Here is a 7,052-nt window from a genome sequence, read left to right on the forward strand (position 1 = left end):
AGTATGGTATCACTGGCATTTATGTTAATGTGGCTGCCAATGTATTGTTGAGCAATTTATGTACAGCAAAGATCAATACCCCTAATTAGTACCAGTTTTATAAGGTCATTGTTATGATAAATTAAAAATAAAAGAAGGTAACAACAATGGCAATCGATTCATCGCGAAGAGCAAAACGTAGCTTTACTAACGAGTTCAAAAAACAAATGGTCATACCACTACTTTAATTTATAAAATTCAGACGATTCTTAGGTCATTTATATCTATTCGTAACCAGTTAAAAGGTTAGAGAATTCATCAAATGACGAAACTAACTCGGTGTCTTCATAGGTTTCAATATCTTCTACTTTTAATAAATCCATACATTTTTTATTTGCTGTCATCAATGGAAAATCTGGACCTGCAATAAACATTGGATGTTCATGAATAAGTAAAAAGATGGCTTTTTCTAACGCTGGATGAACAGAAGGTTTAATAATTTCAATCGACTCTATTATTTCCTTGCTGCTCTCTTTGAAGGATAGATATAAGGTACAATGATTGCATATAATCATATCTTCATAAACTTCATCACCATAATCTAATAAAAATTCTTCGTCATCTATTCTAGTACAATACGGGCTGAACGCATTTAAAACAACATCTTGTGTAACACTATCATCCATTGCAATGATACTATATTCTATTCCCATGAATCCCTCATTAAATAATTCAAATATTTATACACTATAAGTATAATAACACCGTTAAATAAAAATAGTAAGTTGTTTGCGTATCTATTCTACCGTTACCGATTTTGCCAAATTACGAGGCTGATCGACATCGGTTCCTTTGATCAAAGCAACATGATACGCAAGTAACTGGGTTGGTACGGTGTAGTAAATCGGTGCGGTTAGCTCTTCAATATGGGGAAGATTGATAATATGCATGGTATCATCACTAACAAAGCCTGCATCTTCTTGAGCAAAAACATACAGTTGACCGCCACGCGCTCGAACTTCTTCTATATTAGATTTTAATTTTTCTAGCATTTCGTTGGTTGGTGCCATAACAATCACTGGCATATCAGCATCAATTAATGCAAGTGGACCATGTTTGAGTTCACCAGCAGCATAGGCTTCAGCGTGAATATAAGATATTTCTTTGAGCTTTAGCGAAGCTTCCATAGCGATTGGATACTCATCACCTCGACCTAAGAATAGCGCATGATGTTTATCCACAAAATGACTAGCTAGTTTTTTTATTTGAGGTTCTGCTGTTAGCACCTGTTCAATGCGGTTTGGTAGGACTTGGAGCGCATGCACAATAGCCTGCTCAGTACTTTCAGCCATATTATTTATGCGTCCTAATTTAGCAACTAGTAGCAATAAAACCGTTAATTGTGTGGTAAAGGCTTTAGTTGACGCAACACCGATTTCAACCCCTGCTTTAGTTAATAGAACTAAATCTGCTTCGCGCACGAGTGTTGAGGCTGCCACATTACAGATAGCAAGGGTGCTTAGGTAATTATTTTCTTTTGCTAATCGTAATGCAGCGAGTGTGTCAGCCGTTTCACCAGATTGTGAAAGGGTGATAAATAAGCTATTTTTGCGACGAGCGGGATTTCGATAACGGAATTCTGATGCAATCTCGACATCACAAGGAATTCCTGCTAAAGCTTCAAACCAATAACGTGCAACCATACCTGCATTATAAGCAGTACCACAGGCAACAATTTGAACATGCTCAACCTGTTTAAGGATGGCTTTGGCTTCATCACCAAGTTCGGACAAATCAACTTTACCATGTACCATGCGGCCTTCAAGCGTATTTTTTATTGCATTAGGTTGTTCGTAGATCTCTTTTTGCATGTAATGGCTGTAGCCTGCTTTACTACCCGCATCATACTTTGCATCAGATTCTAAACATGGTCTTGCTACTTCTTGATGATTTTTGTCTAAGATTGTTACTTTTCGATGAGTGATAAGTGCGATATCACCTTCTTCCAAATAGATGAATTGGCGAGTGACGGGTAATAGTGCTAATTGATCGGATGAGATAAAGTGTTCACCTATGCCGCAACCTATAACTAAAGGACTGCCTGAACGTGCCGCAACAAGTATATCTGGATTGCGAGTGTCCATAATGACTGTACCGTAAGCCCCTCGTAGTTGCGGAATAGCTTTTTGTACAGCGTCAAATAAGGAACAATCTTCTGTTGATATAATGTTATGAATTAAGTGAGCAATAACTTCAGTATCCGTTTCTGAACGAAATTGATAACCTTTGGCGATCAGCTTTTCACGTAGTGGTTCAAAATTTTCGATAATTCCATTATGCACAACGGCAATAAAACCAGATACATGTGGATGAGCATTGTGTTCAGCTGGTTCACCATGAGTTGCCCAGCGAGTATGGGCAATTCCTGTAGATCCTTCTAGTGGATGCTGTTCAATGGCATCTTTAAGAGCTTGTACTTTGCCAACACGACGAACGCGTTGTAATTCACCTTGTGGTGAAATAATTGCCAGTCCTGCCGAGTCATAACCACGATATTCTAATCGTTTTAAACCTTCTAATAATATTTCAGCAACATCACGTTTGGCGATAGCACCCACAATACCACACATAGTTTATTCCTCGTTAGTTAACTTTGTTGGTCGTTTCCAACCAGCAAGTTGTTTTTGTTTTACTCGGCTTACGACCAATTCGTTCTCATTCACGTTATTAGTAACCGTTGTTCCTGCTGCAATAGTTGCCCCTTTACCCACTTTTACAGGTGCAATTAATTGTGTATCAGAACCGACAAACACATCATCTTCAATAATAGTTTTAAATTTATTGGCGCCGTCATAATTACAGGTGATGGTGCCTGCACCTATGTTGACGTTACTACCAATTTCGCTATCGCCAAGATAGCTTAAGTGTCCCGCTTTGCTTGCTTGGCCTAGATGTGCTTTTTTTAATTCAACAAAGTTGCCAACATGGGCTTGTTCGTCAAGCTGTGAACCAGGTCGTAGACGGGCGAAAGGTCCAATAGTGCACTGTTTAGCGATAGTTGAATCTTCAATAATGCTATACGGACTGATTGTTGAATTGTCATCAATTGAACAATTTTTTAAGACACAGCCTGCACCAATAAATACGTTATTGCCTAGTTTGACATTTCCTTCAATAATTACATTACAATCAATCGTAACATCTTTACCATGCAATAAGGTGCCTCGTAAGTCAAAGCGATTTGGATCAAGCAGTGTTACACCAGCTAGTAATAAATTCTGAGCTTGCAGGTGTTGATATTGTCTTTCTAATATTGCCAATTGTAGGCGATTATTAACACCTTCAACTTCAAATTGTTGAACTGGGTGCGAGGTTAAGATTTCATAACCATCTTGGTGAGCAAAAGCAATAATATCGGTTAAGTAGAACTCTTTTTGCGCATTATTATTGGTTAAACGTGATAACCAACTTTTCAATAATTTTCCGTTAACTAACATTATGCCGGTGTTAATTTCGTTGATTTTTTGTTGCTCTGGTGTGGCATCTTTTTGTTCAACAATAGCAACAACTTTGCCATTTTTGCGTTCTATTCGACCATAACCTGTTGGTTCTTCAAGAATAACAGTTAATAAAGCGATACCTTGTTGGGGTTTACTAGCAATTAAAGTTTGTAGTGTTTGAGCCGATATAAGGGGAGTGTCGCCATATAAAATTAAGATATCTTCGTCATCTTGAATGTAAGGGATAGCTTGTTGCACAGCATGACCAGTACCTAGTTGTTGAGCTTGATATATCAGTTGCACATGTTGCTCTTTAAGCGCATCTTTAAGCTGTTGTTTACCATGTCCATAAACAATATTAATGCGATTTGTATTAAGTTGTTGAACTGTATCAATCACATGTTGTAACATCGGCTTGGCGCCAATTTTATGTAAAACTTTAGGTAGGTTGGAATGCATCCGTGTGCCTTTTCCTGCCGCCAAAATAATTGCACTTAGCTTTGGTGGTGAAATTGCCATAATTGGTTCCGATCTGGTTGAATTAGCGTAACACTATAATCAAAATTTTTAATGAAATCATCCCCAATCTTTTAATTTTTATCATAAAAAAAGTAAAATTGATATTTACCAAAGAGTTTAACAAAAGAGGCAGCAAGTTATGAATTCCGCTATAAAAGTTTTATTACTCTATACCACACACGAAAAACAGACATTTAAGATTATGCAACGCATAAAAACACGACTTAATGGTCGATGTGATTGTGATGTTATTGAGCTGTTACCCGATACTAAAATCGATTTGACACAATACCAAGCAGCCTTATTGGGAAGTTCCATTCGCTATGGATTTTATAGCAAATTAATGAAAAAGTTTATAAATAAGAATTATCAGCAGTTAAATAGTATGAAGTCTGGATTTTTTGGGGTAAATATGGTGGCAAGAAAACCCAACAAAAATACACCAGAAACAAATTTATATACCAAAAAGTTTTTAGCTAAAATAGCATGGAAACCAGCTTTTACTGCTGTTTTTGCTGGTGCGCTTTATTATCCTCAATATAATTGGTTTGATCGCAATATGATCCGCTTTATTATGTGGTTAGGAAAAGGTGATACTGATATAACAAAACCGGTTATTGAATATACAGATTGGGCAAAGGTAGATGAATTTGCCAAACAGTTTTATACTTAAACGTATAGTTACCTGAAACTTTTTTACAAATAAATTGATATTTTTATAAAGTTATCAAATGTTCAACTTCTTTTAAAGAAACTTTGTGATATAGATCAACATTTCGGCTAAAAAGGTGTACAATGTCGCGCCTAAAGAATCTGTCTCCTAATTGGGATTTTAATTGTGATTGAAAATTTAAGAAATATAGCCATTATTGCTCACGTTGACCATGGTAAAACAACTTTGGTTGATAAGTTATTAAAACAGTCAGGCACGCTAGATAATCTACGTGGTGATGATAACGAACGTATCATGGACTCTAACGCGCTTGAAAAAGAGCGTGGTATTACCATTTTAGCTAAAAACACTGCGATTGATTGGAATGGTTACCGAATTAATATCGTTGATACTCCAGGACATGCTGATTTTGGTGGTGAAGTTGAACGTGTTATGTCTATGGTTGATTCTGTATTATTGCTCGTTGATGCAATGGATGGGCCAATGCCACAAACTCGTTTTGTAACGCAAAAAGCTTTTGCTTATGGTTTAAAACCGATTGTGGTTATCAATAAAGTTGATCGACCAGGAGCTCGCCCTGATTGGGTGGTTGACCAAGTATTTGATCTGTTTGTTAATTTAGGGGCGACCGATGAACAGCTAGATTTCCCTATTGTTTATGCTTCTGCATTAATGGGTATTGCGGGCTTAGATCATGAAAATATGGCTGAGGATATGACGCCACTATTTGAAGCGATTGTTAAACATGTTGAACCACCAAAAGTGGATTTAGATGGTCCATTCCAAATGCAAATTTCTCAACTTGATTATAATAATTATGTTGGCGTTATTGGTATTGGTCGTATTAAACGTGGTCGTGTTAAACCAAATCAACAAGTGACTATAGTTGATAGTGAAGGTAACAAACGTACGGGTAAAGTGGGGCAAGTACTAGGTCATTTAGGGCTACAACGTTATGAAGCAGAAGTTGCCGAAGCGGGTGATATTATTGCTCTAACAGGTCTTGGCGAACTCGGTATCTCTGACACGATTTGTGATAACAGTTGCGTCGAAGCGCTGCCTGCATTAACTGTTGATGAGCCAACAGTAACTATGTTCTTTAATGTTAATAGCTCACCATTTGCTGGTAAAGAAGGTAAATATGTAACATCTCGACAAATTCTTGAGCGTTTAAATAAAGAGCTTGTACATAATGTTGCGTTGCGCGTTGAAGAAACTCCAGATCCAGATGCGTTTAGAGTATCAGGTCGTGGTGAATTGCATTTATCAGTACTCATTGAAAATATGCGTCGTGAGGGTTATGAGTTAGGAGTTTCTCGTCCTAAAGTTATTTTTAGAGAAATTGACGGTAAAAAACAAGAGCCTTTCGAGCAAGTTACGCTTGATATTGAAGAACAACATCAAGGTTCAGTAATGGAAGCTCTTGGTTTACGCAAAGGTGATCTAACAAACATGTTACCAGATGGTAAAGGTCGTGTGCGTTTAGATTATGTCATTCCAAGTCGTGGACTTATCGGTTTCAGAACTGAATTTATGACTATGACTTCAGGTACTGGTTTACTTTATTCTACATTTAGTCATTATGATGATATTCGCTCAGGAGAAATTGGTCAGCGTAATAATGGCGTAATGATTTCTAACGGTACAGGTAAAGCATTGGCTTATGCGTTATATGGTTTACAAGATCGTGGTAAGTTATTCCTAGGTCATGGTGCTGAAGTATATGAAGGGCAAATCATTGGTATTCACACTCGTTCAAACGATTTAACTGTTAACTGTTTAACAGGTAAAAAATTAACCAATATGCGAGCATCAGGTACTGATGAAGCAACAACACTTTCACCACCAATTAAAATGTCATTAGAACAAGCGTTAGAATTTATCGACGATGATGAATTAGTTGAAGTAACACCATTATCTATCCGCTTGCGTAAACGTCATTTAACTGAGAATGATCGTAAACGTGCATTTAGAAGTGGTAATAAAGACTAATTATTATTAGTTCTATCGTAATATGAAAACCTCGCTATTTAGCGAGGTCAGATTGATGACAAACCTCGATATAATTCGGGGTTTATTTTTTTATTTAAACCATAAATAGGATTTTTAATTTGGATTTTATTAAATAAATTAAAAAATAGCCTAAAAAAACGTAACAAAAATAGCTTTATCGCTATTTTCTTGATATTTTGAGCCGTTGCAGCCAATAAACACTGCATTTGAACCTGCGCTCTTCCTCTAAATCTTGCATAGCGATGTCCGTGGTGTTGTTTAGCGTCAGCAAAGCTGCGCTCTATGGTCTGTTTTCGCCGAGCATAGACTTTTTTACCCCAATGGCTTAAACGAATCTCGTTGGCTTTCTCTTTATCTACTTCCCAGAT

At 37.0% G+C, this 7,052-nt stretch carries 6 protein-coding genes; 2 read left to right on the plus strand and 4 right to left on the minus strand.

The window, feature by feature from the left end:
- Window positions 1-263: 263 nt before the first annotated feature.
- The 3 genes from GA0061080_RS11625 to glmU all read right to left on the minus strand — a co-directional run bounded on the left by GA0061080_RS11625 (window position 264) and on the right by glmU (window position 3,998).
- Window positions 264-692: a hypothetical protein gene (locus tag GA0061080_RS11625; protein ID WP_091125884.1), complete on the minus strand. Its 429-nt coding sequence runs from the start codon at window positions 690-692 to the stop codon at window positions 264-266.
- 84 nt (window positions 693-776) lie between these two features.
- On the minus strand, window positions 777-2,609 hold the full coding sequence (glmS, locus tag GA0061080_RS11630) for a glutamine--fructose-6-phosphate transaminase (isomerizing) (protein WP_091125890.1): 1,833 nt from the start codon (window positions 2,607-2,609) through the stop codon (window positions 777-779).
- Window positions 2,610-2,612: 3 nt separating this feature from the next.
- The gene (glmU, locus tag GA0061080_RS11635) at window positions 2,613-3,998 is read right to left on the minus strand and encodes a bifunctional UDP-N-acetylglucosamine diphosphorylase/glucosamine-1-phosphate N-acetyltransferase GlmU (protein WP_091125895.1); all 1,386 of its coding nucleotides are present in this window, start codon (window positions 3,996-3,998) and stop codon (window positions 2,613-2,615) included.
- A gap of 139 nt (window positions 3,999-4,137) precedes the next feature.
- Here glmU and hemG point away from each other — a divergent pair, with 139 nt between their 5' ends.
- Window positions 4,138-4,671 (plus strand): menaquinone-dependent protoporphyrinogen IX dehydrogenase, encoded by a 534-nt coding sequence (gene hemG, locus GA0061080_RS11640; RefSeq protein WP_209435837.1) that lies wholly within the window; start codon window positions 4,138-4,140, stop codon window positions 4,669-4,671.
- Window positions 4,672-4,836: 165 nt separating this feature from the next.
- Entirely contained in the window at window positions 4,837-6,663 is a 1,827-nt protein-coding gene (gene typA / locus GA0061080_RS11645; protein WP_091125899.1) for a ribosome-dependent GTPase TypA, read from the plus strand.
- A 47-nt stretch (window positions 6,664-6,710) separates the two neighbouring features.
- Here the strand turns inward: typA and GA0061080_RS12970 are convergent.
- Window positions 6,711-7,052 (minus strand): transposase (locus GA0061080_RS12970; RefSeq protein WP_245174548.1); only part of this gene is annotated, 342 nt, incomplete at its 5' end.

Origin of the sequence: Gilliamella intestini (assembly GCF_900094935.1) — a bacterium.
GTDB classification, from domain to species: domain Bacteria; phylum Pseudomonadota; class Gammaproteobacteria; order Enterobacterales; family Orbaceae; genus Gilliamella; species Gilliamella intestini.

Coding starts and splice junctions, on each gene's coding strand:
- glmU (WP_091125895.1), bottom strand. CDS start 3,998: ATGGCAATTTCACCACCAAAGCTAAGTGCAATTATTTTGGCGGCAGGA.
- glmS (WP_091125890.1), bottom strand. CDS start 2,609: ATGTGTGGTATTGTGGGTGCTATCGCCAAACGTGATGTTGCTGAAATA.
- hemG (WP_209435837.1), top strand. CDS start 4,138: ATGAATTCCGCTATAAAAGTTTTATTACTCTATACCACACACGAAAAA.
- GA0061080_RS11625 (WP_091125884.1), bottom strand. CDS start 692: ATGGGAATAGAATATAGTATCATTGCAATGGATGATAGTGTTACACAA.